Raw genomic sequence first — 23,370 nt, 5'->3', positions numbered from 1 at the left:
CTTATCATCGCAGACTGTACTGATCCACCGCCTTACCGGAGATATTCATGAGCGACCTGCAGACCCGTTTCGACCAGGCCCAGATTGACGTCAAGACGCTGAGCGAGCGTCCCAACAACATGACGCTGCTGCGTCTGTACGCGTTGTACAAGCAAGGCGCTGAAGGCGATGCCCACGGCGACAAGCCGGGCATGACCGACTTCGTGGGCCGCTACAAGTTCGAGGCCTGGGAAGCCCTCAAAGGCACCGGCCGCGAGGAAGCGATGCAGAAGTACATTGAACTCGTGACCGACCTGCTCGAAGGCAAGGCCAGCTGATCAATCAGCCGGCACTGGCCGCGGGCGGATGCGCCAGGCGGCCAGGATGGCCGTGGCAATCACCACGCCAACGGCCAGGAAAGTCTCATCGAAAGCCTGGATGCGCGCGGCTTGGGCCGCCACGTCACCGCCCTTGCCGAGCACGGCACCGTGTTCGGCAAGGCGCCATTGCAGCCCCACACCAGCCAGACTCACGCCGATCGCCCCGCCCAGTTGCCGCACGAAGTTGATGCAGCTCGAGCCCTGCGCGATCATGGAGAAATCCACCCCGCGCATCGAGCCCATTGTCAGCGAGGGCAGGACGCAGCCCAGGCCGATCCGGCCGATCACCGCATATAAGACCAGCAGCAGGTATGGCGTAGCCGTCGACCCGGTGGCCATGAGCAGGAACGACCCCGCAAGCAGTGCCAGCCCGAACGACACCTGCCGGTGCGGCGGGACCCGGCTGGTCAGGCGCCCGGCAACGGCAATCGTCACCGCCAGCGCAACGCCAGCCGGCATCAGCACGATGCCCGCGGCCGACGGCGTATAGGACAGCGCCATCTGCATATAGACCGGCAGCAGGTACGTGGAGCCGAACAGCCCCGCCCCGTAAATGAACGCCACAATGGCGCCGGCCGAGAACTGCTGGTAGCTGTACAGCCGCATGTTCATCAGCGGATACGGCGCGCGCAGTTGCCAGAACACGAATCCAGCGAGCATGACCACGCCCAGGGCGACCAGTCCAATCCCGGAATGCACGTCGCCGCGCATCTCCACCAGCCCGTTGAGCAGGCTGACAGTAGCCACGCCGACCAGCATCAGGCCGCGCCAGTCCAGCGGCTTGCGCTCACCCATCATCGCGGAGTCCACCGCCATGAAGCGGCGCGCCATCGCCAGGGCGATCAGCGTCAGCGGCACCACCACGAAGAAAATCGAGCGCCAGCCGAATGTCTCGACGAGAAAGCCGCCCACGCTGGGCCCGACGGCCGGCGCCAGCACCACGCCGAAGCCGAACAGCGACAGGGCCTTGCCCTGCTCACGTTCGTCAAACACGCGCAGGATGAAAATATTGGGCAGCGGCTGCATGATGCCCGCCGCGACGCCTTCGGCCACACGCATCGCCAGCATCACGCCGAAGGTGGGCGCGACACCACCTATCAGGCCACCCGCACCAAGCAGCGCCAGCGCACCAATGAAGGTCCTGCGCAGGCCATATCGGTTCAGCAGCCAGGGGGTGAGCAGCATCGACAGCGTCATGGCGATCATGAAGCTGGCCGCCACCCATTGGGCGCGCTCCTGGCCGAGCAGGAAATGCCGGCTCAGGTCCGGAATGGCGACATTGACAATGGTCGATGACACGATGGAGGACACCGTGCCAAGCATCAGCGTCAACAGGATCAGCCAGCGCAGGCGATCGCCATAGCGGGCGCGCAGTTGCGCGCGCGTGGGCCCACCGCGGCGCGGCCCTCCGCCGCCACCGCCGTGGTTGCCGCCTCCGGATTCCCCGCTGCCAGTACCTGCCGGCGCGGTGGATTCGCGCTTCACCCGAGCTGCCCCGTCGCGGCGATCTCCCGGATCTTGCGCACGGTGTCGAGGTCGGCCTCGTGGTAGGCGGATTTGACGATCTCGGCATAACGGTCATCGCCACTAGCGTCGACGTTCGGCATCGTGGTCTCGTAGATGAAACGCGCCAGCAACGCGCCCGGCCCCGGGGTCTCGATGATCATGGTCAGCGTGCCGCCCGCATGCTCGGCCGTGGCTGCCGATTCGTACCGCACGGCGCGGCGCGGCTCGAATACGACCCGGTCGCGTATGTTGGCCTGACCGAAATGCAGCACGCGCTCGATCCAGCCGTCACCCCTTTCCACGATCTCTGCCCGGTCCAGCCCGAGCATGAACAACTCTGGCGACTCCGCGCGCAACACCAGTCCCTGCCAGAGTTGGTCCGCGGTCAGCGGCTCCAGCGTGGGGTTGGCCGGGTCATTGATCTCCACCAGGTGCTCGAAACGCAACTTGATTCTCCCAATCGTGAATGTCCGTATTATGAGGCCTCTCGCGTGCCAACGTCGGTGGCTTTTGACCCGGATCGGGTCGATCGCGGGTGGGCATTCGTGCATCACTCCTGACAGCTTTTGTCAGGAGCCCGGGCGCACAATGCTCGCCCGGTACCGGCATGGAGTCAGGAGCCGTCAGGAGCGGCCGCCGACATGACCCCGGCACCGGAAACATCGCCCAGAAGGCGCTCAGGAGGCAGGCATGGAGTTGTTGATCAACATCGACGTCGATGACCTCGAACGCGGTATCGGCTTCTATGAAACAGGACTGGGGATGCGGCTCGCCCGCACCCTCTTCGACGGCACGGTGGCGGAAATGCACGGCGCCTGCGCGCCGGTCTTTCTGCTGGCAAAACCGCCCGGCACATTCGCCACCACGCGAAGCGACAGCCGGCGCGACTACGCCCGCCACTGGACGCCGGTGCATCTGGATTTCGTGGTCGAATCGCTGGAACCGGCGATCGAGCGCGCGCTCGGCGCGGGAGCGGAACTGGAAGACTGGCCGCGTGATTTCGACTGGGGCCGGCAAGCCATGCTGTCCGACCCATTCGGACACGGACTCTGCTTCATCGAGTGGAAAGGCGATGGCTACGGCGCCAACGCGGAGCGCTGAGCGGGCGCTGGCCATGGACACGCCCCCACCGCGACGCTCTTACCCAGTCACGGCGGCAAAAAAAATCCCACGGCTCATCACCGTGGGATTTTTTTCAGGCTGACGCCCGGACTCAGACTTCTTCGTACAGCGGCAGCGTCAGGAATTCGGCAAAGTCTTCCGAAGTCGACATCTGCTCGAAGATCTGCGCGGCACGGTCGTACGTGGCGCCTGCGCCCACCACTTCGCGGACCTTGGCCAGTTCTTCCGGAATCAGCGCGCGCACCATCTCGGCGGTCACCTTGCGGCCGTCTTCCAGCTTGCCCTTCGGCGAGCGGATCCACTGCCACACCTGGGAGCGCGAGATCTCGGCGGTGGCGGCGTCTTCCATCAGGTTGTGGATCGGCACGCAGCCATTGCCAGCCAGCCAGGCGCCCAGGTAGTGGATGCCGACGTTGATGTTCATGCGCAGGCCGGCTTCGGTGATCGGCGCTTCCGGCTGGAAGTTCAGCAGGTCGGCACCCTTCACTTCGACGTCCGGACGTTGCTTGTCGAACTGGTTCGGGCGGTCGCCCAGCACGTCCACGAATTCCTTCATTGCCGGCTCGACCAGACCCGGGTGGGCCACCCAGCCGCCGTCGTAGCCGTCGGTGGCGTCACGGCGCTTGTCGCCGATGATGCCCTGCATGGCGATAGCGTTCTTCTCCGGATCGTTCTTGATCGGGATCAGCGCGCTCATGCCGCCGATCGCAGGCGCGCCGCGCTTGTGGCAGGTCTTCAGCAGCAGCAGCGCGTAGGCGCGCATGAACGGCGAGGTCATCGTCACCTTGGCGCGGTCGGCAAGGCAGAAGTTCTTGTCGACCTTGAACTTCTTGATGCACGAGAAGATGTAGTCCCAACGGCCAGCGTTCAGGCCGGCGCTGTGCTCGCGCAGTTCGTACAGGATTTCTTCCATCTCGAACGCGGCCAGGATCGTCTCGATCAGCACCGTGGCCTTGACCGTGCCTTGCGGCAGACCGACTTCCTTCTGCGCCATCACGAAGATGTCGTTCCACAGACGCGCTTCCAGATGGCTTTCCATCTTCGGCAGATAGAAGAACGGGCCGGCGCCGCGGGCAATCTGCTCCTTGGCGTTGTGGAACAGGAACAGCGCGAAGTCGAAGATGCCGCCCGAGACGCGCTTGCCGTCGATCGTGACGTGCTTCTCGTCTAGGTGCCAGCCGCGCGGACGCACCTGCAGCGTGGCGATCTTGTCGTTGAGTTTGTAGTGCTTTCCGTTGCTGTCCAGCGTCAGCGTGCGGCGCACGGCGGACTTCAGGTTCACCTGACCCTGCATCTGGTTGTGCCAGTTCGGGGTGTTGGAGTCCTCGAAGTCGGTCATGTAGCTGTCAGCGCCCGAGTTGAAGGCGTTGATCACCATCTTGGCTTCGACCGGACCGGTGATTTCCACGCGGCGGCATTCCAGCGCCTTCGGCACCGGCGCAACCTTCCAGTCGCCTTCGCGGATGCTCTTGGTTTCCGGCAGGAAGTCGGGCAGTTCGCCGGCGTCGAGGCGCTTGGTGCGCGCCACGCGCGCGGCCAGCAGTTCCTGACGGCGGGCCTCGAAGGCACGGTGCAGCTTGTCGACCAGGGCCAGGGCTTCCGGCGTCAGGATGTCTTCATAAGCCGGCAGAATCTCGCCGGTAATCTTCATGCCCGCGGGCAGCGTGATAGCCATCAGTCATCTCCTGTAGGTGCGATGGTGTGTTAAGGGTTGGCCTGGCTCGTCAGAGCGCAACGCCAGTGGCGGTAACCAGTGGCGAAGCGAAAGCAAGCAGGTCGTTCATGTCATGCCCGGTACCGGTGGGCGCCACGTCGAGGCGCTCCGCCGGATGACCGGCACGATTGATCCAGAAAGTGGTGTAGCCAAACCAGGTGGCGCCACAGGCATCCCAGCAGTTGGACGAGACAAAAAGGATCTCGCCAGCAGACAGGTTGAACGCTTGCGGCCCCAGCGCGTACGCGGCCGGCGAAGTCTTGTACTGGCGCACCGGATCGACCGACAGCACGTGGTCGAACAGCCCGTGCATCCCCGCGCTCTTCACTGCGATGTCGAGCATCTCCGGATTGCCATTGGACAGGATGCCGAGCGGCAAATTCGCCCGGCGCAGCCGCTTGAGCGCGCCAAGGTTCTCCGGAAACGCCGACAGGCACGCGTATTCCTTCAGCAGTTGCGCTTCCGCCGCTTCGTCGAGCGGCAGTCCGAGCCGTTCGGCCGCGTAGCGCAGCGCATCGATCGTGATGTCCCAGAACGGCTTGTAGCGCGATCCGTCTGGCGCGGCGAGCGAACGCAGCCGCGAGTAGTCGATCTGCCGCTCGCGCCACAGCAGGGCCAGCGTCTCGCCCTTGCCGGGGAACAGTTGCTCCGCGCGCGCCGTGACCGAATACACGTCGAACAGCGTGCCGTAAGCATCGAAAACTACCGCGCGAATCTTGCTCATCTAACGACCGGATCGACTGAATGGACCTGTACACGATTGAATGCATCGAATTGTAGTGAGACGTTGCAGTGCGGCAAAGCCAAGGCTGGTCACTTGATCTTTTACTTTTGCACCACTAATCTTGCCCAACTTGACCTCGACTTATGTATCAACCGGCGAACATCCGTGGCTCAATTCAAGCAGTTGGAGACCTTTGTATCGGTCGCATCACGTGGCAGCCTATCTGCCGCCGCGGCCGCGGAGGGCGTCGCGCCCGCGATCATCGGGCGTCGCATCGATGCGCTCGAAGAACGGCTCGGCGTGAAGTTGCTGGTACGCACCACACGCAAGATCACCCTGACGTTTGAAGGCTCGGCGTTCCTGGAGGATTGCCAGCGCATCCTCAATGACCTTCACAATGCCGAAGCCAGCGTCTCCGCCGGCGGCGTCAAGGCCAGCGGCCACCTGCGCATCACCGCGCCGGCCGGCTTCGGCCGCAAGCACGTGGCACCGCTGGTACCCCTGTTCATCGAATCGCATCCTGACGTCACGCTCACGCTCGATTTATCCGACCGCGTTGTCGATCTGGTCAACGAAGGCTTCGACTGCGCGATCCGGCTTGGCGACCTGCCCGATTCGAGCCTGGTCTCCATCCGGCTGGCGGAAAACCGCCGCGTCGTCGTCGCCTCCCCCGAATACCTGGCGCGTGCCGGCACGCCGACACAGCCCGAGGAACTGGCACGTCACAATTGTCTGGCCTTCGGCGCCAGCGCCAACGTTCAGCGCGGCTGGGTCTTCCAGCAGGACGGCCGGGCCACTACCGTCAAGGTAGGCGGCAACATGGAATGCACCGACGGTGCCGTGCTCCACGAGTGGTGCCTCGGCGGCTACGGACTCGCCTGGCGTTCATGGTGGGAAGTCGGCCAGGAAATCGCCAGCGGCCGACTTGTAACCGTGCTCGACGAATTCCAGGCGCCGCCGATCGGCATCCACGCAGTCTTTCCGCAACGCAAGCACCTGCCGCTGCGCGTCCGCCTGTTTATCGACCACCTCAAGAACACCTACGGCAACCCCGCCTACTGGCGCCGCGCCGAAATGGCGCAACCCAGCACAAACGCCGGCGTCGATATCACCGCACCTGCCTAGATCGATGGCTACCGCCTGCGCCGCTGTCACGATGCGTCTAGTGCTTTCCCTCACGCATTGATATTTCGCAATGGCGCACAGCGCACTCTGACTACAATCAAGTCAGACAGGCGCTGCACGGCCTGGTCCCCTATCTACTCACAAAAGGAGGTCCGGTATGTTCAAGCACATTCTGCTGCCCACCGACGGCTCGGAGCTGTCCAAGAAAGCCATCGACGGCGGTCTTGAACTGGCCAAGGCCATCGGCGCCCGCGTGACCGCCTACGTCTGTCTCGAGGAATATCCGTACACACCCTTCAGCGAGATCGTGGTTGAGGCTCCGCAAGCGTTCAAGGAACGCATCGAGAACCAGGCCAGGCTCTACCTGAAGGAAATCGAGAACGCCGCCGTGGCGGATGGCCTGCCGTTCGATGCCGACATGACCACCTTTGCGGTGCCCTATCTCGGCATCATCGACGCGGCGGAACGCCATGGCTGCGATGTCATCTTCATGGCATCCCACGGCCGGCGCGGCCTGTCGGGCCTGCTACTCGGCAGCGAAACGCAGAAGGTGCTGACCCACACTGACATCCCGGTAATTGTCTATCGATGACACACCCTCGATGTTTCAGTTCGCAGCAATAACGCGCCAAAAAATCGGCATAGTACGATTCTAATTGTGCGCGATCCCGCCAAGAATGCGTTATTCAACGCATTCTTGGCTAGATCATGGCACACCATGTCCCGGGACTCTCCTTTAGCTGGGGACTCTCCTTTGCGCGCCGGGCGTTCTGCATCGGCATCAGCGCGCTGCTGATGGCCTGCGGCGGCGGCACGGACCCCGTCACGACGGACACCCCCGCTGCCCCGTCCGGCGCTGGGGATGCTCCCAATTCAGCACCTGCTCCCCAGCCCGACCCAAAGCAAGGCGATACGGAGACGACGCCTGCCCCGGTGCCAGAGCCGCCAGCTCGCGAACCTGACCCGGAGTCCACGGGCAAGCATGCGCCCCCTCACGCTGCGCTCAAGGTCCAGGCGCGCGAGTACGCGCTGGCGCTATGGAAGGCTTCCGAGACGCTGGATCCGAAGGGCCGTGCTCTGCCTTCCAACCGTGCATGCCTGAACACCCATGGCGTGGCATCCGCCTATCCGTGGATCTTCACCGGCAACATCGGCCAGCACATCCAGAACCTCACGGCGGCACGGGATCTCGGCTTCATTCCGGCCGACGAGGCCGAGCAGCGCGTCGCCCGCCTGCTGACCACCATCGCCAGACTCCAGCAGAAAGCCAGGGAAAAGGGCGCTATCGGCGGCTTGCTGCTCGGCGCGACGGACAGCATCACGGCCGAGCCGAACGGCGATGTCGGGTCGATCGAGAACGCGTGGCTGGCCGTCAGCCTTGCCTTGGCCAAACAGGCGTACCCCCCGCTCGCCGGGCAAGCGCAGGCCATCCTCGGCCAGATGCGGTTCGACACGATGGTGAACCCCGCCAACCAGCGATACTTCATTTCGTACAACCCCAAGACCCAGATGCACCAGGGCGGCACGTACGGGCTGCTGGGCGAAACACGGCTGCTGGCCTACGCCGGCATCGCGCTCGGGCAGGTGCCGCGCAGCCAGTACTTCCACATCAACCGGGTACCGCTCTGGGCTGCCGGAAAGATCGACGAATCGAAATACCGCAACTACGAAGGCGTGCGCGTCTATGAAGACACGTGGCAGTACGGCGGACTGCGCTTCATGCCGACCAACGGAGGTTCCGTATTCGAAACCTTTGCGGTGCCGGTCGTAATTTCCGAGGCCAAGTGGGGCGTCAACAACTGGGGCCGTTCGCACCCCAATTTGGCCAAGACACACATCCAATACGGCAAGGATAAATTCGATGGCTACTGGGGCTTCTCGCCCGCCACCATCCCGTCCACCAACGGGTACACGGAGTTCGGCGCGCCGCCGTTATCGGTGGGCGGCTACCGCCCAGACGGGAACCGTGAATCCACGCGCGCCGGGCCGGTTGTGTCGATCTATTCCGTGCTGCTGCTGATCGAGGAGCAACCGGAGGCCACCATGGCCAACATGGAACGGCTGCTCAAGAACTTCCCGGCACTGAACCATCCGGTCTACGGCATGATGGACAGCGTCGCTGTGCAAGGCGGCACGGTCGCCAAATGCATCCTGCATGACAACAACGCGTGGGCGCTCGGCGCCGTGACCAACTTCCTGACCGATGGCAAGCTGCGCGGCTATGTGGACAAGGAGTGGGGCCACGCGCTTCAGCCGCTGCTCGAACTCGAAGAGTTCTACATCCCGGCGAACACGTAAGCCGGCCAGCACGCACCAAAGACAACGCCGCGCCGTCCCCTACCGGACGACGCGGCGTTGCGTACTGCAACCTCAGGTTTCTACTGTCTCAAACCAGGATCAGGCCACCTTCTTTTCAAAGAACTGTTCGTCTTCGGTCGATCCCTTGAGCGCCGTCGTCGACGACTGGCCGCCTTCGATGGTCTGCGTCACGGCGTCGAAGTAGCCCGTACCCACTTCGCGCTGGTGCTTCACAGCGGTAAAGCCCTTCTCCGCGGCGGCGAATTCCGCTTCCTGCAACTCCACGAATGCCGACATCTGGTTGCGGGCGTAGCCGTGGGCCAGGTTGAACATCGAGTAGTTCAGCGAATGGAAGCCCGCCAACGTGATGAACTGGAACTTGTAGCCCATCGCGCCGAGTTCCTTCTGGAACTTGGCGATCGTTGCGTCGTCGAGGTTCTTCTTCCAGTTGAACGATGGCGAGCAGTTGTAGGCCAACAGCTTGCCCGGGAACTTCGCGTGCACGGCTTGTGCGAAGCGCTTGGCGAACTCGAGGTCCGGCTTGCCGGTTTCGCACCACACAAGGTCAGCCACCTCGGCATAGGCCAGGGCACGGGCGATCGACTGCTCGATGCCGGGCTTCGAACGGAAGAAACCCTCCACGGTACGCTCGCCGGTCAGAAACGGCTGGTCGCGCTCGTCCACGTCGGAAGTCACAAGGTCAGCGGCTTCCGCGTCGGTCCGGGCGATCACCAGGGTCGGCACGCCCGAGACGTCGGCGGCGAGACGCGCTGCGGTCAGCTTGGCGACAGCCTCGCGGGTCGGCACCAGCACCTTGCCACCCATGTGCCCGCACTTCTTCACCGAAGCGAGCTGGTCTTCGAAGTGAACGCCGGCAGCGCCCGCGTCGATCATCGACTTCATCAGTTCGAAGGCATTCAGCACGCCACCAAAACCGGCTTCCGCGTCAGCCACGATCGGTGCGAAGTAGTCGATGTCGCCCTTGCCTTCGCTCCACTGGATCTGGTCGGCACGCTGGAACGTGTTGTTGATGCGCTTCACGACCATTGGCACCGAGTTGGCCGGGTACAGCGACTGGTCGGGGTACATTTCGCCGGCCAGATTGGCGTCGCCAGCGACTTGCCAGCCCGACAGGTAGATGGCCTTCAGACCGGCCTTGACCTGCTGCATGGCCTGATTGCCCGTCAGCGCGCCGAGCGTGTTGACGAACGGCTCGGTGTTCAGCAGGTGCCAGAGTTTTTCCGCGCCGCGGCGGGCCAGCGTGTGCTCGATCTGGACCGAGCCGCGCAGACGAACCACATCTTCGGCGGTGAAGTTGCGCTTCACACCCTTCCAGCGTGGATTGGTGTCCCAATCCTTCTGCAGGGCTTCAATCTGTTGTTGGCGCGACGTCATGTTCACTCTCCTGATAACAACTAGGCGATTGGCGTTGGATTCTGTGACACCCACCGTACTCATCTGCCGAGCGACCCGGACGCTGTGCATTTCGCGTCTCAAGTCATGTGTCTTATATAAGAGTGTAGAGAAGACTCCCGCGTTGCAACAAGCGACTTATGTGGTGATCACCTCGTTTTTTATCTCTTTACAAACAGTGACTTAGATCAATCTTTCCACCATACGGCAAGCAATCTTTCATCATGAGAAACCCTCTTGTGCCCCGCACGCTCGTATTTTTGCGAAACAAAACATCTTTCCGCATTATGAAATTTTGCCTGCCTCCGACGTAACACGTGCAGATTGCAGCGCGGGGGACGCTGGCGCGCCCTGAAGATGGTCGACAAATTCGCGCACCATTGCCGCCATGCGGTGAGGATCGGCAAGTGGAAACCAGTGGTGGGCATCCACGGGACGCCGCCACGACTGTGCGGCCCAGCGTCCCACGCCTTCCGTCACGGCGGGGCGCACATAGCGGTCGCGTGTCGGCACAATCACCTGCACCGGCGCGTGCGCGTGGCGGTTGTGCGGATGACGCAATCGGGTTCTGATGTTGGCGCGGTACAGGCGCAGGCCATGGACGCCATCGGCGGTCTGCGTCGGGTTGGCGGCGGTATGGAGCCCTTCCGTCCGGCGCAGCCAGAACGTCCAGTTACGTCCCAGCCAGAGTTTCCAGTTCCACTCTGGCAAGCCGGGAATATGGAAGAACACGATGTACCACGATGCCAGTGCCTGACGCAGCGTGGCGCCCCAGTGCCGGGGCGGCTCGCGCAACGCGCGGGCGGCGTGATCGAGGCAAGGCCCGGAACAGGAGGTGAACGAGGCGATGCGACCGTAGAGACGCGGATCAGTCACGAACTCCCATCCCTGGATCGAACCCCAGTCGTGGCCCACCAGATGCACCGGCCGATCCGGCGACACCGCGTCGATGACAGCGATGAAGTCGTCGGCCAGGCGTTCGAGCCGGTAATCCGCCACGCCAGCCGGCACATCGGATGCCCCAGCACCGCGCACATCGTAGGCCACCACACGGAAGCGGCCGGCCAAGGCTTGCGCCACGCCATGCCAGACATGGCTGTTGTCCGGATAGCCGTGCACGAGCACGACCACCGGATGGCCCGGATCGCCCCACGCTGTGGCAGCCAGCCTCACTGGGCCGGACTGCACGGCGAAGTGTGTCGGAGCGGGCGGAGGGAACTCAGGATGTGCGGAATCTACAGGGGTCATGGCGTCCGTTGACAGTGAAGGATGTCATCGTCGGCCATGCTAACGCCGCCGCGCACCGGGCAACGGCGTTTGAAACGCGATTCTTCTGCCGTCAGGCAGCCGCCGCGTCCCGCGCGCGCCGATAGGCAACCCAGTCACCGCTATCGATGCACACCAGGCCCGTCACCGCGCTATCGGCAACCGGATACAGCAGGCAGTCGGTCGCCGCTCCGGCCAGCGCCACAGGTTGGGTTTCGCGCACGAACAAGGTGGCCTGCCCGGGGTAGACCTCTTCGATCTCGTCCAGCACCGGCAGCAGCGCATCGGGGATGTCGTAGATGTCCCCGGCAACCGGGCCAGCGGCGGCATCGAGCACCAGCCCGGGATAGGTACCAAAATCGTAGAGCCGACCGGCAATCGTCCCGGTACCCACCAGCGTGGGTGCCTCGATGCCGTGGCGCGTGGCAGCGCGATTCAGGTCATTGACCTCGCCGGCACGCAGCGTGCCATAGACAAACACTCGCGGCATGGCTCAGGCCCCGTCCAGCTTCTCGTCGGAGACCAGCACGCCATCGGCGTCCGCGTAGATCCAGTTGCCCGGCCGCACGACCGCACCCGGCATCTGCACGGTCACGTCCTCCTGACCGACATTGCGCTTCTGGCTTTTCTGCGGATGCACGCCCAGCGCGCGGATGCCGACGTCGCACACCTTGAGCTCTTCCGAATCCCGCACGCAGCCGTTCACGATGATCCCAGCCCAGCCATTCTTCTCGGCCAGCACGCCGAGCATCCCGCCAACCAGCGCGCAACGCATCGAACCACCCCCATCCACTACCAGCACCCGACCCGCACCCGGCGTTTCCAGCGTGGCGCGCACCATTGAGTTGTCCTCGAACACTTTGAGCGTCACGGCAGGCCCCGAAAAGGCCATGCGCTTGCCGAAATGGAGGAACCCCGGCGTCAGAACGCGCAGGGAGCCATCGGCCAGGCGGTCTTCATTGGCGTCGCAAATATCGGTGGTTACGGGCTTCATAACAGGCTTCATCTCTGACTCCTCTGGATGGGAACTGACGAGGCAGTCATCTTAGAGGAATTTGGAGACACTCGGCCGCGCTACATCTGCTTGAACAGATGGGCGTACTGCCTGGCGACCGCCAGCGATTCCGGGCGATTGCGCAGCTTGAGCGACAGGCGCCCAAGCGATTGCGTCGCCGCGCTGGCCACGCAGTCGATATTGACCACCGTGCCGCGGTGGATCTGCCAGAAACGGTCAGGGTCGAGTTGCTGCATCAACTCCCTCAGGCTCGTGCGGATCAGCGCCTCGCCGTTGCTGGACACCACGTTCACGTACTTGTCGGTGGCTTCCAGATAGACCACTTCGTCCACCGGGATGATGCGCACCTCCTGCCCCACCAACGCCTTGATGAATCGCAGATACTGGCCCCGTGCCTGTGCGGGTCTCTCCAGCATTTCCAGCCGCTGCAGTAATTGCCCCAATCGGTCCGTGTCGACCATCGTGCCGATGTCGCTATCGGCATCGCCCTCTTCCTCCGCTTCGATCCGGGCGGCCATGCGCGCCTTCAGGCGGCCGACGGTGGCTTCCAGCCGCTCATGCTGCACGGGCTTGAGCACGTAATCGACCGCCGCGCGCTCGAAGGCTTCTAGTGCGAACTGGTCATAGGCGGTGACGAACACCACCAGCGGCGGCCGGTCGAATTCGATCAACTCGCGAGCCACGTCCATGCCACTCATACCCGGCATCCGGATATCAAGGAAGGCCACATCGGGTTGCTGATCGCGCGTGGCCTCCAGCGCCGCCACGCCGTCATGCACCACGGCGACGATCTGGGCCTCTGGCCACAGCGCCTTCAGTTCGGATTCCAGCACGCGCGCGAGCAACGGTTCGTCGTCGGCGATCAGCAGCGTCGGAGACATGGGGATGAATTGTCAGGCTGTGCAATCAGGATCGGGAAACTGCCGGGGCCACACCGGCAGGCGCATGTTGCAGATCGGCGGCGCCCGCAGCGGCGCGAACCGGTACGGACATTGGTTCGAAACCGCGCTGGAGCGGCAACGTCAGGCGCACTACCACACCACGTGGCGTGTTCTCTTCCATTTGCATCGTGGCCGCTGCGCCGAAGATCCGTGCCAGGCGCTCGCGCACATGGGTCAGGCCAAGCCCGGAACCGCCCTTGCTGCCCTTATTGCCCTGGCTGAATCCCACGCCGGTGTCGGCGATGACCACCTGCAGGCTGCCGTCCCCAGTCTCGCGCGCGGACAGCACGATCTTCCCGCCGCGCATGCACGGCTCGATACCGTGAGTCACCGCGTTCTCGACCAGCGGCTGCACCAGCATCGGCGGAATCTCCGCCTCGGCCAGCGCTGGCGGCAGGTCGATCTCGTAATCGAGCCGCGCGCCAAATCGCATACCCTGGATATCGAGGTAGCTGCGCAGCAACTCGAACTCCTGCGCCAGCGTGCAATGCTCAGCGCGGGTGTGGGACAACGACATGCGCAGGAAACCGATCAGCCGCTGCAGCAACTGGCGCGCCGCGCGGGGGTCGGTGGCGATCAGGCCGTCGAGATTGGCCAGCGAGTTGAACAGGAAATGCGGCTCGATCTGTGCCTGCAGCGCCATCAACTGGGCGCGCACGAGTTGCTTTTCGGCTTCCTCGCGCTGCAAGGCGTCGAGCGCGGCCTGCCGCTCCAGGTACGCCAGCTTCTCGCGCGACCAGTAGAAGTAGATCATGCTCGCCGACGCCAGCATCCCGACGATCAGGCACATGCGCAGCATGTCGCCGGTCTCCGCCGCGGACTTCTCCGGCAGCCCCAGCAATTCGCGTGTCGCCCAGCTACCCATCACCACGCCCATTGGCACCGCCACCACGGCCAGGCACATGAACGGCCATCGACGCGGACGATCGTTCCACCAGATCAGGACGCGGGGGATATCGATCAGCACCCAGATCGAGAGACCGATCAGCTGGCTGTAGGCAAAATTCTGGAGCAGCGTTCCGGCGGTACGGAAGCCGTAGTTGAGGCTGACGGCGATCACCGTGTTCATGCAGAGCACGAACAGCAGGTCGCGCCAAAGAATATTGAGCCGCGACGGGCCCGCGCACGATAGGCGCATGTTCTCTCCCTCCTCTCGCTACAGGTACCGCGTGCAAATCTCTGATGCACTGCAGCATCGCGCAAGACCGGGCAAGGAAACACCGCCGGGCCGCGATGGGGGCACTTTACGCCGGACCGGCCCGGGACGGAAGCGCCGTGCGACGAACCGGCGACAGATGGCGCGAAAGGTAGTGGAGCCCGACAAGCGAGCGGAAAGCGCCAAACGTGGCGATGGCCCCGACGCCTGCCGGGGCCGCCAACTCAGGCAGCAGCCAGCGCCGGGCGATGCGCGGATTCGGCCAGGGCCGTGGAGACCGTGTCGCGCGACAGGTGCGGCGCGAACATGTTGATGAACGCATGGGCGTAGCCGCGCAGATAAGCGCCGCGTCGCACGGCCACGCTGGTGACGTTCGGTTCGAACAGATGGTCGGCCGAGATCCGCACCAGCCCTTCGTCCTTGCGCGCGTCATACGCCATCGACGCGATGATGCCCACGCCCAGTTCCAGCTCGGCATAGGTCTTGATGACGTCAGCGTCCATCGCGGTCAGCACGATCTCCGGCTGCAGGCCGGCCTCGGCGAACGCACCGTCGATCTTGCGGCGGCCTGTGAAGCCCGCGTCGTAGGTAATGAGCGGGAAGTTGGCGATGTCCTCCAGCGTCGGCTCGGGCAGCCGCGTCAGCGGATGGTCGGGCGACACCACGATCACGTGCTGCCAGCTATAGGCCTCGAACGAAGTCAGACCGGCTTCGCTGGCCACGGCCTCGGTGGCGATACCGATATCGGCCTGCCCCGTCAGCAGCAGTTCGACGATATGCGCCGGCGACGCTTCCTGCAGCGCCAGCGTCACATGCGGATACTCGCGCCGGAAGCTCTGCACCACCTTGGGCAGCGCGTAGCGCGCCTGCGTGTGGGTGGTGGCGACAGTCAGCCGGCCCGTATGGCGGCCGGCGAACTCGTCGCCCGCCTGGCGCAGGTTCTCCGCTTCGAGCAGAAGGCGCTCGACGATGCGGACGATCTCCCGGCCGGGCTCGGTCAGGCCGGTCAGCCGCTTGCCATAGCGTTCGAAGATCTCCACACCCAGCTCTTCCTCGAGCTCGCGAATCTGGCGGGACACACCGGGCTGCGACGTGTAAAGCGCGTTGGCCACTTCGGTGAGGTTGAACTGGCGGCGCACCGCCTCGCGAATCGATCGCAGTTGCTGGAAATTCATCGTGCCGCTCCCTGTTCTTGTGTTGTCCGGCCCTGATTGAAGACACGCAACTGCCGCGGCCGTACCGCCAGCAGTTCGCCCTCCTTGAAACCATGATGGCGGAAGCGCTCGAGCGGCAGCGCCACCTCGATCACGTCCTGGTTGTCTTCGCGTTCGAGTTCGAGCTGGGCCACCGGGCCCAGCGTCAGCGCGCGACGCAGCGTTACCGCGATGCCGTCGGTGCCCGGCGCATAGCGTTCAAGGTCGAGATCATGCGGACGGACATAGGCCACCGCATCGCCCTCGGTCTCATGGCCGCTACCGACCACGGGCAGCACGGCCTCGCCGGTGTGCAGCAGGCCGCCGCTGTCGCCCACCTCCAGCCGGCCGTGAAACAGGTTCACGTTGCCGAGGAAGCCGAACACAAACGGCGTGGCCGGGTGGTTGTACACGGCCTCGGGTGTGCCGAACTGCTCCACGCTGCCACGGTTCATCAGCACCACCTGGTCGGCCACTTCAAGCGCCTCCTCCTGGTCATGCGTGACGAACACGCTGGTAACGTGCAGATCGTCGTGCAGCCGGCGCAGCCAGCGGCGCAGTTCCTTGCGCACCTTGGCGTCCAGTGCGCCGAACGGCTCGTCGAGCAGCAGCACGCGTGGTTCCACGGCCAATGCGCGAGCCAGTGCGATGCGCTGGCGCTGACCGCCCGACAACTGCGCGGGGAAGCGATCAGCAAGCCAGTCGAGCTGCACGAGTTCGAGCAGCGACTTCACCTTCTCGCGGATCTTCGCCTCGGACGGACGCTCGCCGCGCGGCTTCACGCGCAGGCCGAAAGCCACGTTCTCGAATACGGTCATGTGCTTGAACAGCGCGTAATGCTGGAACACGAAACCCACATTGCGCTGGCGCACGTGCTGGGTCGAGGCATCCTGCCCTGCCAGCACCACCTGTCCCGCGTCGGCGCGCTCCAGGCCCGCGATGATTCGCAGCAGCGTGGTCTTGCCGCAGCCCGACGGCCCCAGCAGCGCGGTGAGTTCGCCTTCGGCGAAGTCCAGCGAGACGTCGTTGAGCGCTACGAAATCGCCAAAGCGCTTGTGTACGTTCCTGACCTGAATGCTCATGATGGCTGCCCTTCCAGTTGTTCCCGGCTGGCGCGGATTTCGACCAGCGTCTTGATACCGAGCGTGACCAGCGCCAGCAGCGTCAGCAGGGACGCCACCGCGAACGCGGCCGCGAAGTTGTATTCGTTGTAGAGAATCTCGACGTGCAGCGGCATGGTGTTGGTCAGGCCGCGGATATGACCCGATACCACCGACACGGCGCCGAACTCGCCCATCGCCCGCGCGTTGCAGAGAATCACGCCGTATAGCAGGCCCCAGCGGATGTTCGGCAGCGTCACGTGCCAGAACGTCTGCCAGCCGGAAGCGCCCAGCACGATGGCAGCCTCTTCCTCCTCGCTGCCCTGCGCCTGCATCAGCGGAATCAGCTCGCGCGCCACGAACGGGAACGTCACGAAGATCGTCGCCAGCACGATCCCGGGCACGGCGAACATGATCTTGATGTCGTGCGCCTCCAGCCATGGTCCGAACCAACCCTGCGCGCCGAACATCAGCACGTAGATCAGGCCGGAGATCACAGGCGACACCGAGAACGGCAGGTCGATCAGCGTGATCAGCAGGTTCTTGCCGCGGAAATCGAACTTGGCGATGGCCCACGCGGCGGCCACGCCGAACACCACATTGAGCGGCACCGCGATCGCGGCGACCGTCAGCGTCAGCTTGATGGCCGACACGGCATCCGGCTCGGTCAATGCAGCCAGATAGGTATCGACACCCTTGCGCAGCGCCTCATAGAACACTGACGCCAGCGGGATGAACAGGAACAGCCCCAGGAACAGCACCGCGACCGTGATCAGCCCGTACCGCACCCAGCGTGATTCGCCAGTGGCGTCGTGCGGGAACTGCGCGGCCTGTACGTGGGCACTTGGGGCGCCTGGGGCACCTGGGCCACCCAGACGGGAAATTGCACCAGCCATCTCAGTTCACCTCCGGATTGCCATCGGGCAGCGCGGCGGCACGGACACCGCTCTGGTGACGGCGCGTCCAGGCTTGCAACAGGTTGATCAGCAACAGCAGCACGAAGGAGATCACCAGCATCACCACGGCCACGGCCGTGGCACCGGCGTAGTCGTACTGTTCGAGCTTCGAGTAGATCATCAGCGGCGCGATCTCGGAGACCATCGGCATGTTGCCGGAGATGAACACCACCGATCCGTACTCGCCCGTGGCACGGGCGAACGACAGCGCGAAGCCCGTCAGCAGCGCCGGCAGGATGGCGGGCAGGATCACCCTCGAGAACGTCTGCAGCCGGGAAGCGCCCAGGCTCGCGGCGGCCTCCTCCAGTTCGCGCTCGACATCCTCGAGCACCGGTTGCACCGTGCGCACCACGAACGGCAGGCCGATGAAGGTCAGGGCCACCACCACGCCCAACGGCGTGAAGGCCACCTTGATGCCAAGCGGTTCCAGCCAGCGGCCAATCCAGCCGTTGCCCGCGAACAGCGCGGTCAGCGCGATACCGGCCACGGCAGTGGGCAGCGCGAACGGCAGGTCCACCAGCGCGTCGATCACCCGTTTGCCAAAGAACCGATAGCGCACCAGCACCCATGCCACGACCAGGCCAAACACCGTGTTGATGATCGCGGCCACCAACGACGCACCAAAGCTGAGTTCCAGCGACGCCACCACGCGCGGGTTCGAAACCGTGGTCCAGAACGCGTCCCACGTCATCGTGAACGTCTTCAGGAACGTGGCCGACAGCGGGATCAGGACGATAAGCGTCAGGTAGAAGATCGTGAAGCCGAGCGACAGGCCAAAGCCCGGCAACACCGTGAAGCGCTGGCTCGCGGATACGGGCCGCCTTGGTGCTTCGGCGGCCGGCGGGGGGGCGTCCGCCAGGGAAATCGTGGAAGGCATGCGTGTCTCGTCTGGTCTTGTGCCGGCGGGCATTTGTGCCGCATCCGACGCTTCCTTATGAAACCGGCGCATATCGCGCCGGCCTACGAGACAAATTTTGCAGATGCGCCCTTATAAACAGAACGAATCTTTACGAATTTCTTTAGACGTTTTAGATATATGGCGCTGCCTGCGTCACTTCGATCGACATATCCCAGGTGGTCGATCCATCACCCAGGGATAGAACCCGGCCATCCGACTCGATCCGCTGCAGCAATGTGGCGAGCAAGGCCTGTCCCTGCGGCCAATCGTTCAGGCCGGAGTCCGCATTGATATGACCGGCTGCACCGGCATCAACCAGTTCACTGCCCCACAGCGTGCCCCAACTGAAGGCAGTGCGTTGCGACATCCATGGGTCGTTGGTGCTGGCGACGACGATGGTCGGGAATGGCAGCCGCCATGTGGGCAGCAGCGCTGCCACGCCGAACTTGTCCGGATCGGCAGGCGCCACAAGCAGCGCCCCTGCAATGCCGACCGGATCGAGCACCGCCTGACGCAGCGTCGCCAGGCAACCGAAGCTATGCGCCACCAGCACCGCGCCGTGCCGCGCCACGCGCGACGCGCGCGAGACGCCCTCGGACACCCGCTCCGCCCAGAGCGGCAGGCTCGGCCGGCTCCAGTCGTGCTGTTCGATGCGTTGCCAGTCCGGATAGCGCGATTCCCAACGGCTTTGCCAATGCGCGGGCCCACTGCCATGCAAGCCCGGCACGGTGAGGATCTGCAAGCCGCGTGGCACTTCCAGCCGGGACACCCCGCCCGGCAGCTTCGATATCGTCATGCCCTCTCCAGTTTGTGTTGTTCCGGTACCGCCCGGACATGCAATCCGCGTGCCGGCACCGGTTCATCGGCGATCACTCTGCCCTGCCCGAGCACGATGCCCGCGTTCTGCAAGCGCTCGACGGCCTCGTCGTCCTGCAGGCGCCGGCCGATCAACGTCACGCCGGCGCCCTCGGCGCTGGCGCGTAGCCCGCTCAGTTGACGGTCGGTCCACGTGCGGCGCATGTCCAGCTTGAGCCAGTCCGGCATGGCGTGCGCCATCAGGGCGCCGGCCTCGGCGGGGTCGGATGCCTGCAGGCTCACCGCGAAACCATTGCGCCGGTAGTTGCCCACCACGTGCAGCAGCAGCGGCAGGTCGTCGTTCGCGCTGGCAGGCACCTGGATCACAAAGCGCCCGATTGGCAAACCCAGCGACTCCAGCGCGCGACGGAAGGCCGCTCCATGATCGTCCGCAACCGCGGCCAGCAAACGGTTGTGCACATTGAGCACGAGCTTGTGCTCGCCATCGGCCGCGAAGTAGTTGATCGCATGGACCAGCCGCGTCAGGCGATCCAGCGACACCAGCGATGTGTCGTCGGCGGCCATCGCAAACAGCTTCCACGCCGCCAGCCCCACGCCATCCTCGGCATAGGTACGGATCGACCCTTCGTGCGCCACTACGCCGCGATCAGCCAGCGTGACCAGCGGTTCGAAGGCGCTGGTCAGCGAGCATTGGAAATACTGGCCCTGCACCTGCCCGTTCACGTCACGCCACAGCTCGCGGCCAGGCACGGGTTCACGGGGCAACGTTTGAAGATAGCGTTCAAGTGCGGAATCGATGGTCATGATGGATTCGACTTCAAGACAGCTTTCGATGCGAGCGGATCGCCTGAAAGCTCATGATAGGAACTCCTCGGCGGAGCGAAAGTGAAGTTCGGCATCGGAGGCGGCCGGAGACTCCTGCCGCATCACACGGCGCAGCACCGTGTCCTCGATTTGCGCAAAATCCGCAGTGCCACGCTGGCGCGGTCGTGCCAGCGTCACCTGCTGATCCAGCGTGATACGTCCGTCTTCGATCAGCACCACACGGTCCGCCAGCGCGATGGCCTCGGATACGTCATGGGTCACCAGCAGCGCAGTGAAGCCGAGCCGGCGCCACAACGATTCGATCAGCGCCTGCATCTCGATCCGCGTGAGCGCGTCGAGCGCGCCGAGCGGTTCGTCGAGCAGCAGCAGGCGCGGATGGTGAACCAGTGCGCGGGCCAGTGCCACGCGCTGACGCTGGCCGCCAGACAACCGCGCCGGCCATTCGTTGGCGCGATCCGCCAGACCCACCTGATCGAGCAACGCAGCCGCATCGGCATGGCGTTCGCGCGGCAGGCCGATCGCGACGTTGTCGAGTACACGCTTCCACGGCAACAGACGCGCATCCTGGAACATCACGCGGACACTCGATGGCGTGCCGCCCGGTTGACCGTCGAGCGCCACGGCGCCCGCGTCCGCAGACTCCAGCCCCGCCACCAGGCGCAGCAGCGTGCTCTTGCCGCACCCGCTACGACCAACAATCGCCACGAACTCGCCTGGCGCCGCACGCAGGTTCACACCGTGCAGCACCTCGCGCCCGTTGTAGCGCTTCACAACCTGCTCCACATGCAGCGCGATGCCGCCGACACCGTGCGAAGCACGCGCGGCCGGGCGCGCCGCATCACGTCGGGCAAGATTCGCGTCAAGCCAGGCCAGCGCAGCCTGTTCCACCGGATGCGTATGCATCATCGCAAGCTCCTTCATCCTTCAAACAGATCTCAGGCAGAGTTCAGGCAGACAGGTAACCGGGGTGCCAACGCAGCCAGTGCCGCTCCAGCGCCCGTGACAGCACGTCGGCCAGCTTGCCGAGCAGCGCGTAGAGCAGGATGCCCACCAGCACCACATCGGTCTGCAGGAACTCGCGCGCGTTCATCGTCATGTAGCCGATACCCGATTGGGCGGAGATGGTTTCCGCAACGATCAGGATCACCCACATCAACCCGAGCGAGAACCGCACGCCGACGAGGATGCCGGGCAGCGCGCCGGGCAGGATCACCTCGCGATACAGGCGCCAGCCCGACAGGCCATAGCTGCGCGCCATTTCGACCAACGCCGGGTCGACCGCGCGGATGCCGTGGTACGTATTCAGGTACACCGGAAAGAACACGCCGAGCGCCACCAGAAATAACTTGGCCGTCTCGTCAATGCCGAACCAGAGAATCACCAGCGGAATCAGCGCCAGCGGCGGGATGTTGCGCACCATCTGCAGCGTGCTGTCGAGCAGCGTGGCAGCCGTGCGAAACGTGCCGGTCAGCAGCCCGAGTACGAGACCCAGACCGCCGCCGATGGCCAGACCGACCAGCGCGCGCCATGTGCTGATCCACACGTGCTTCCAGAGTTCGCCGGATGCGGCCAGCGTCCAGGCCGCTTCGACCACGGCCAACGGTGCTGGCAGCACGCGGTTGGATAGCCAGCCCGCCTGCGAGGCAACCTGCCAGACGACGATCAGCAGGATCGGGACGATCCACGGCGCAATCGCGCGGGCGGCCTGGCGCCAGTCGATCCGGCGTGGCGCAATGGAATGGGGCGCGCTCATGGTCAGCCTCCCTCAGCTTTGCGAGGCGATCGGCACGATGCCGGTGGCCATGACTTCACCAAACGGACCGGACAGCACCTGCCCCGGCAACTTGTCGCGCACCTTGCGCGGCAGCAGCGGGAACACGAGTTCGGCAAAACGATAGGCCTCCTCCAGATGCGGATAGCCGGAGAGCACGAAAGTATCGATACCCAGCGCCGCGTACTCCTCGATGCGTGCCGCCACGGTCTTCGGATCGCCGACCAGTGCGGTGCCAGCCCCGCCACGCACGAGTCCGACACCCGCCCACAGATTCGGGCTGATCTCGAGCGCCTCACGCGTGCGACGGGTGCCACCCGCGTGCAGCGCCGCCATGCGCCGCTGCCCTTCCGAATCCATCTTCGCGAACACGGCCTGGGCGCGTGCCACGGTCTGGTCGTCGAGCTTGCTGATCAGTTCGTCGGCAGCCGCCCATGCTGCGGCGTCGGTCTCGCGCACGATCACGTGCAGGCGGATGCCGAAGCGCACCGTGCGGCCGTGCTTCGCGGCGCGGGCGCGCACGTCGGCGATCTTCTTCGCGACGTCGGCGGGCGGCTCGCCCCAGGTCAGGTACGTCTCCACCTGCTCGGCGGCGAGGTCGTGCGCAGCCTCGGAGGACCCGCCGAAGTACACCGGCGGATGCGGTCGCTGAATCGGCGGGTACAGCACGCGCGCGCCCTTGACCGTGACGTGCTTGCCTTCGAAGCTGATCTCGCCGTTCTCGTGGCTGGCGGCCAGCAGGTCGCGCCACACGCGGATGAACTCCGCCGAAGCCTCATAGCGTTCGGCGTGGTTCAGGAACAAGCCGTCGCCTTCCAGTTCGGCCACATCGCCGCCAGTGACCAGATTGACGAGCAAGCGGCCGTTGGACACGCGATCGAACGTGGCGGCCATGCGCGCGGCCAGTGTCGGTGTCATCAAACCCGGACGCAGCGCCACCAGGAACCGCAGCTTGCGGGTGACGGCGGCCAAGGCCGATGCCACCACCCACGGGTCTTCGCAGGAGCGGCCGGTGGGAATCAGCACACCGTCATAGCCAAGCGTGTCGGCAGCCACGGCGACCTGCTTCAGATAGTCGAAGCTGACCTCGCGCGCGCCTTCCGACGTGCCGAGGTAGCGGCTGTCGCCGTGGGTGGGAATGAACCAGAGAACTTGCATGTCGTGCCTCCTGC

At 64.6% G+C, this 23,370-nt stretch carries 24 protein-coding genes; 5 read left to right on the top strand and 19 right to left on the bottom strand.

The annotated features are described in order from the left end of the window. The first annotated feature begins 47 nt into the window (after positions 1 to 47). The gene (locus RMET_RS07025; RefSeq protein WP_008649110.1) at positions 48 to 317 is read left to right on the top strand and encodes an acyl-CoA-binding protein; all 270 of its coding nucleotides are present in this window, start codon (positions 48 to 50) and stop codon (positions 315 to 317) included. Here the strand turns inward: RMET_RS07025 and RMET_RS07020 are convergent, their stop codons facing one another. Both RMET_RS07020 and RMET_RS07015 read right to left on the bottom strand, forming a co-directional pair. Next, positions 318 to 1,733 carry a DHA2 family efflux MFS transporter permease subunit gene (locus RMET_RS07020; RefSeq protein ID WP_224446140.1) on the bottom strand — a complete coding sequence of 472 codons (1,416 nt, stop codon included), beginning with the start codon at positions 1,731 to 1,733 and terminating at the stop codon, positions 318 to 320. A gap of 107 nt (positions 1,734 to 1,840) precedes the next feature. Further along, on the bottom strand, positions 1,841 to 2,311 hold the full coding sequence (locus tag RMET_RS07015; protein WP_029308086.1) for an SRPBCC family protein: 471 nt from the start codon (positions 2,309 to 2,311) through the stop codon (positions 1,841 to 1,843). Between the two features lie 244 nt (positions 2,312 to 2,555). On the opposite strand from RMET_RS07015, the gene RMET_RS07010 reads away from it, so the two are divergent. After that, entirely contained in the window at positions 2,556 to 2,966 is a 411-nt protein-coding gene (locus RMET_RS07010) for a VOC family protein (RefSeq protein WP_008649113.1), read from the top strand. A gap of 112 nt (positions 2,967 to 3,078) precedes the next feature. Here RMET_RS07010 and aceB read toward each other — a convergent pair whose 3' ends face one another. After that, the gene (gene aceB / locus RMET_RS07005) at positions 3,079 to 4,662 is read right to left on the bottom strand and encodes a malate synthase A (protein ID WP_011516149.1); all 1,584 of its coding nucleotides are present in this window, start codon (positions 4,660 to 4,662) and stop codon (positions 3,079 to 3,081) included. Between the two features lie 49 nt (positions 4,663 to 4,711). Then, the gene (locus RMET_RS07000) at positions 4,712 to 5,425 is read right to left on the bottom strand and encodes a haloacid dehalogenase type II (protein ID WP_011516148.1); all 714 of its coding nucleotides are present in this window, start codon (positions 5,423 to 5,425) and stop codon (positions 4,712 to 4,714) included. A 165-nt stretch (positions 5,426 to 5,590) separates the two neighbouring features. Between RMET_RS07000 and RMET_RS06995 the strand changes: the two genes are divergently transcribed. From RMET_RS06995 to RMET_RS06985, 3 genes are all read left to right on the top strand, one after another. Beyond that, entirely contained in the window at positions 5,591 to 6,550 is a 960-nt protein-coding gene (locus RMET_RS06995) for a LysR family transcriptional regulator (RefSeq protein ID WP_008649116.1), read from the top strand. A 157-nt stretch (positions 6,551 to 6,707) separates the two neighbouring features. Then, positions 6,708 to 7,142: a universal stress protein gene (locus RMET_RS06990; RefSeq protein WP_008649117.1), complete on the top strand. Its 435-nt coding sequence runs from the start codon at positions 6,708 to 6,710 to the stop codon at positions 7,140 to 7,142. Positions 7,143 to 7,258: 116 nt separating this feature from the next. After that, positions 7,259 to 8,848 (top strand): DUF3131 domain-containing protein, encoded by a 1,590-nt coding sequence (locus RMET_RS06985; protein WP_011516146.1) that lies wholly within the window; start codon positions 7,259 to 7,261, stop codon positions 8,846 to 8,848. Between the two features lie 99 nt (positions 8,849 to 8,947). Here RMET_RS06985 and aceA read toward each other — a convergent pair whose 3' ends face one another. The 15 genes from aceA to ssuD form a co-directional block, all read right to left on the bottom strand. Then, positions 8,948 to 10,243, bottom strand: coding sequence for an isocitrate lyase (gene aceA, locus RMET_RS06980; protein WP_008649123.1), 1,296 nt, complete (start codon positions 10,241 to 10,243; stop codon positions 8,948 to 8,950). 303 nt (positions 10,244 to 10,546) lie between these two features. Then, on the bottom strand, positions 10,547 to 11,509 hold the full coding sequence (locus RMET_RS06975; protein ID WP_011516145.1) for an alpha/beta fold hydrolase: 963 nt from the start codon (positions 11,507 to 11,509) through the stop codon (positions 10,547 to 10,549). A 91-nt stretch (positions 11,510 to 11,600) separates the two neighbouring features. Continuing rightward, entirely contained in the window at positions 11,601 to 12,017 is a 417-nt protein-coding gene (locus tag RMET_RS06970) for a gamma-glutamylcyclotransferase family protein (protein ID WP_011516144.1), read from the bottom strand. 3 nt (positions 12,018 to 12,020) lie between these two features. Further along, on the bottom strand, positions 12,021 to 12,521 hold the full coding sequence (gene rraA / locus RMET_RS06965) for a ribonuclease E activity regulator RraA (protein ID WP_029308091.1): 501 nt from the start codon (positions 12,519 to 12,521) through the stop codon (positions 12,021 to 12,023). Between the two features lie 80 nt (positions 12,522 to 12,601). Beyond that, positions 12,602 to 13,423, bottom strand: a complete 822-nt coding sequence (locus RMET_RS06960) for a LytR/AlgR family response regulator transcription factor (protein ID WP_011516142.1) — start codon at positions 13,421 to 13,423, stop codon at positions 12,602 to 12,604. Positions 13,424 to 13,448: 25 nt separating this feature from the next. Beyond that, entirely contained in the window at positions 13,449 to 14,621 is a 1,173-nt protein-coding gene (locus RMET_RS06955; RefSeq protein WP_011516141.1) for a sensor histidine kinase, read from the bottom strand. A gap of 242 nt (positions 14,622 to 14,863) precedes the next feature. After that, on the bottom strand, positions 14,864 to 15,814 hold the full coding sequence (locus RMET_RS06950; RefSeq protein ID WP_011516140.1) for a CysB family HTH-type transcriptional regulator: 951 nt from the start codon (positions 15,812 to 15,814) through the stop codon (positions 14,864 to 14,866). Next, a complete protein-coding gene (locus RMET_RS06945; RefSeq protein WP_011516139.1) occupies positions 15,811 to 16,914 on the bottom strand; it encodes a sulfate/molybdate ABC transporter ATP-binding protein in 1,104 nt (367 codons plus the stop codon). Before RMET_RS06945 ends, RMET_RS06950 begins: the two co-directional genes overlap by 4 nt. Further along, positions 16,911 to 17,828, bottom strand: a complete 918-nt coding sequence (gene cysW, locus RMET_RS06940) for a sulfate ABC transporter permease subunit CysW (protein ID WP_011516138.1) — start codon at positions 17,826 to 17,828, stop codon at positions 16,911 to 16,913. The genes RMET_RS06945 and cysW overlap by 4 nt, the downstream gene beginning before the upstream one ends. A 1-nt stretch (position 17,829) precedes the next feature. Continuing rightward, entirely contained in the window at positions 17,830 to 18,765 is a 936-nt protein-coding gene (gene cysT / locus RMET_RS06935) for a sulfate ABC transporter permease subunit CysT (protein WP_008649158.1), read from the bottom strand. Positions 18,766 to 18,916: 151 nt separating this feature from the next. Then, positions 18,917 to 19,582 carry an RBBP9/YdeN family alpha/beta hydrolase gene (locus RMET_RS06930; RefSeq protein ID WP_011516136.1) on the bottom strand — a complete coding sequence of 222 codons (666 nt, stop codon included), beginning with the start codon at positions 19,580 to 19,582 and terminating at the stop codon, positions 18,917 to 18,919. Then, positions 19,579 to 20,406: an EAL domain-containing protein gene (locus RMET_RS06925; protein WP_011516135.1), complete on the bottom strand. Its 828-nt coding sequence runs from the start codon at positions 20,404 to 20,406 to the stop codon at positions 19,579 to 19,581. The genes RMET_RS06930 and RMET_RS06925 overlap by 4 nt, the downstream gene beginning before the upstream one ends. Positions 20,407 to 20,457: 51 nt before the next feature. Continuing rightward, entirely contained in the window at positions 20,458 to 21,330 is an 873-nt protein-coding gene (locus tag RMET_RS06920) for an ATP-binding cassette domain-containing protein (RefSeq protein WP_175582382.1), read from the bottom strand. Positions 21,331 to 21,373: 43 nt separating this feature from the next. Beyond that, positions 21,374 to 22,180 carry an aliphatic sulfonate ABC transporter permease SsuC gene (ssuC, locus tag RMET_RS06915; protein ID WP_008649165.1) on the bottom strand — a complete coding sequence of 269 codons (807 nt, stop codon included), beginning with the start codon at positions 22,178 to 22,180 and terminating at the stop codon, positions 21,374 to 21,376. 12 nt (positions 22,181 to 22,192) lie between these two features. Beyond that, complete coding sequence (ssuD, locus tag RMET_RS06910) at positions 22,193 to 23,356, bottom strand: FMNH2-dependent alkanesulfonate monooxygenase (protein ID WP_011516133.1); 1,164 nt, start codon at positions 23,354 to 23,356, stop codon at positions 22,193 to 22,195. Positions 23,357 to 23,370 lie beyond the last annotated feature (14 nt).

This window comes from Cupriavidus metallidurans CH34 (assembly GCF_000196015.1).
Classification (GTDB): domain Bacteria; phylum Pseudomonadota; class Gammaproteobacteria; order Burkholderiales; family Burkholderiaceae; genus Cupriavidus; species Cupriavidus metallidurans.
Note: the sequence above shows the minus strand (reverse complement) of the source record. Positions and strands in the feature narration are given on the sequence as shown.

Bases quoted from the DNA above. Each gene is read 5' to 3' on its own strand.
- RMET_RS07025 (WP_008649110.1), top strand. From the start codon at position 48: ATGAGCGACCTGCAGACCCGTTTCGACCAGGCCCAGATTGACGTCAAG.
- RMET_RS07010 (WP_008649113.1), top strand. From the start codon at position 2,556: ATGGAGTTGTTGATCAACATCGACGTCGATGACCTCGAACGCGGTATC.
- aceB (WP_011516149.1), bottom strand. From the start codon at position 4,662: ATGGCTATCACGCTGCCCGCGGGCATGAAGATTACCGGCGAGATTCTG.
- RMET_RS07000 (WP_011516148.1), bottom strand. From the start codon at position 5,425: ATGAGCAAGATTCGCGCGGTAGTTTTCGATGCTTACGGCACGCTGTTC.
- RMET_RS06990 (WP_008649117.1), top strand. From the start codon at position 6,708: ATGTTCAAGCACATTCTGCTGCCCACCGACGGCTCGGAGCTGTCCAAG.
- RMET_RS06985 (WP_011516146.1), top strand. From the start codon at position 7,259: ATGGCACACCATGTCCCGGGACTCTCCTTTAGCTGGGGACTCTCCTTT.
- aceA (WP_008649123.1), bottom strand. From the start codon at position 10,243: ATGACGTCGCGCCAACAACAGATTGAAGCCCTGCAGAAGGATTGGGAC.
- RMET_RS06975 (WP_011516145.1), bottom strand. From the start codon at position 11,509: ATGACCCCTGTAGATTCCGCACATCCTGAGTTCCCTCCGCCCGCTCCG.
- RMET_RS06970 (WP_011516144.1), bottom strand. From the start codon at position 12,017: ATGCCGCGAGTGTTTGTCTATGGCACGCTGCGTGCCGGCGAGGTCAAT.
- rraA (WP_029308091.1), bottom strand. From the start codon at position 12,521: ATGAAGCCCGTAACCACCGATATTTGCGACGCCAATGAAGACCGCCTG.
- RMET_RS06960 (WP_011516142.1), bottom strand. From the start codon at position 13,423: ATGTCTCCGACGCTGCTGATCGCCGACGACGAACCGTTGCTCGCGCGC.
- RMET_RS06955 (WP_011516141.1), bottom strand. From the start codon at position 14,621: ATGCGCCTATCGTGCGCGGGCCCGTCGCGGCTCAATATTCTTTGGCGC.
- RMET_RS06950 (WP_011516140.1), bottom strand. From the start codon at position 15,814: ATGAATTTCCAGCAACTGCGATCGATTCGCGAGGCGGTGCGCCGCCAG.
- RMET_RS06945 (WP_011516139.1), bottom strand. From the start codon at position 16,914: ATGAGCATTCAGGTCAGGAACGTACACAAGCGCTTTGGCGATTTCGTA.
- cysW (WP_011516138.1), bottom strand. From the start codon at position 17,828: ATGGCTGGTGCAATTTCCCGTCTGGGTGGCCCAGGTGCCCCAGGCGCC.
- cysT (WP_008649158.1), bottom strand. From the start codon at position 18,765: ATGCCTTCCACGATTTCCCTGGCGGACGCCCCCCCGCCGGCCGCCGAA.
- RMET_RS06930 (WP_011516136.1), bottom strand. From the start codon at position 19,582: ATGACGATATCGAAGCTGCCGGGCGGGGTGTCCCGGCTGGAAGTGCCA.
- RMET_RS06925 (WP_011516135.1), bottom strand. From the start codon at position 20,406: ATGACCATCGATTCCGCACTTGAACGCTATCTTCAAACGTTGCCCCGT.
- RMET_RS06920 (WP_175582382.1), bottom strand. From the start codon at position 21,330: ATGCATACGCATCCGGTGGAACAGGCTGCGCTGGCCTGGCTTGACGCG.
- ssuC (WP_008649165.1), bottom strand. From the start codon at position 22,180: ATGAGCGCGCCCCATTCCATTGCGCCACGCCGGATCGACTGGCGCCAG.
- ssuD (WP_011516133.1), bottom strand. From the start codon at position 23,356: ATGCAAGTTCTCTGGTTCATTCCCACCCACGGCGACAGCCGCTACCTC.